General features: G+C 27.3%; 2 protein-coding genes. Both read right to left on the reverse strand.

Annotated elements, in window-relative coordinates; genetic code table 11:
* Nucleotides 1-227 precede the first annotated feature (227 nt).
* Nucleotides 228-575 carry a hypothetical protein gene (locus tag AQ1689_RS09335; protein WP_101955916.1) on the reverse strand — a complete coding sequence of 116 codons (348 nt, stop codon included), beginning with the start codon at nucleotides 573-575 and terminating at the stop codon, nucleotides 228-230.
* A complete protein-coding gene (locus AQ1689_RS09340) occupies nucleotides 572-1,780 on the reverse strand; it encodes a hypothetical protein (protein ID WP_101955917.1) in 1,209 nt (402 codons plus the stop codon). The genes AQ1689_RS09335 and AQ1689_RS09340 overlap by 4 nt, the downstream gene beginning before the upstream one ends.
* Nucleotides 1,781-1,877: the final 97 nt, after the last annotated feature.

The following is a 1,877-nucleotide window of genomic DNA, read 5'->3' on the forward strand; positions in this document are numbered from 1 at the left end:
TTTTGATTCAAAAATTTTATCAGATTTCTGTCTCAATTTTTCTCTTAATTCTTCGTAATTAGAACTCTTTATCATTTTTTTATATTATGCCCAACGGTTTGTGTATGGTTTGTTGCGTGTTGAAAATACACTTAATTTTCAATTAAGCAAAAAGTTAATAAAGATTCACTTACTTTTGGTTTAGCAAGAAATAGCAATAAACTATACACGTTGTTCTAAGCCGTTGTTTATTTTCTATCATACACATATATATTAGGAGAAATTGCAGGTTTATCTATGAATATGTAAATGTATTTTTTATCACTAAATGTATCCGATTTTTTAACTTGATGAAAAGATTTCACGTCAATTATTTTTTTTAACTCTAAAATAGAATCATTATAATTGACCAAATCGAAATATCTAACATATTTACTAGGCTTATAATCTTCTTTTTTTGAAAGATAAACTTCTCTTTTTAAATAAATATTTTCATTACAGTCTCTATAAAGAATAAAATCTTTTAAATTATGATATTCATTATTCCAATTACAGGAAAACAAAAAAAGGAATAAGATTAAAATTGAATTTTTCATTTCCTTTGGAATTTTAATATTGAAACCCTAAGTTTTGCCCAGTATCCGTATCTAGGTTTTGCCCAACTGTATACCCATTGAGATTGACCAAGAATTCCGTCTGCGATAGTATTTAATGCTCCTTTACTTGAGGATAAACCCTCTTCATCATAAATCTCATATTTTGGACTACAAGGTTCCGTATTGTCGACAACAATAATTAATGTGTGAAACCCCTCAACAATAGATAAATAAAAAATATGAAATCCAATTCTATTACTAACTTGTTGATTAAAAAAATCATTTATTCCATTATTAGCTTTTAAAGATAAAATTCGTGAAGGATTATTACCATATTTATCTTTTACTTTTTCTTCTTTTAACGCAAAAATACTTCCATCGAATTCTTTAAATATCTTACCATAGCCAAGGGTTTTTATTTTTTTTGCTCTTATAATAGCATTCTCTAAAGAAGGAGTGTAAATTCGTTTGTTAGCAGTATCGTCATAAGTGTAAAAATTTGTTGTATTTTCAACAACTTTGCCTAAAAATCTATCAGCAGATTGAATGCAATAATTAATAGAGTATTCTCCAGTACTTGGTCTTTTTTCATATTGTTTTTCTACAAAAAGAATGTCGTCAATTCCTCTCTGTGCTTCATCTTCCATAAAAACATCTTTATCAATAACGGAGATATTTAATTTACCAGAAATTACAATAGTGTCAGAAGATTCAAAATTATCATCATCGTCATCTTTTCCTTTTATATCAATTGAAAATTTTTCACCTCTACCAAGAGTATGCTTTATTTCAATTTCAATTTTATCGCCATAACTAACTTTTTTGCTTTTAGGCATAATGGTAACTTTTGAATTTGAACTTGAAAATTCAACAATTCCATCATTGTCTTGAAAACCAAAAGGGTCGTGACCTTGGAGTATTTTTAAAGGTATTTTTGAAACGGAGTTTTTAGCAATCACAATTTCTGGAACAAGATAATCTTGTAAATTTTCAGTAAATCCTTCTCCCAAATCTAATTTGTCTTTATTACATTCAGTACATTCTTCTGTTGAGTATATAATATTTTCTCCTTTTTCATCTTCATTTATTGTAACAACAGGAATAAAATCATACCTGTCATATAATTTCAATTCGGCAGAAGCAGAACTTGTTCCAAAACTAGCTATTGCTTTTAAAATCATTGCGGGTTTGTTTTTTTTACTCATGAAGTTTCTTGTTTTGTGTATTGTCCTGAAATAGGTTGACCTTTTTTTTGAATTTATAAGGTTAATAATTCCAGATTTTTTTTATTTCTTCGATACG

The organism is Tenacibaculum finnmarkense (assembly GCF_900239185.1).
Classification (GTDB): Bacteria; Bacteroidota; Bacteroidia; order Flavobacteriales; family Flavobacteriaceae; genus Polaribacter; species Polaribacter finnmarkensis.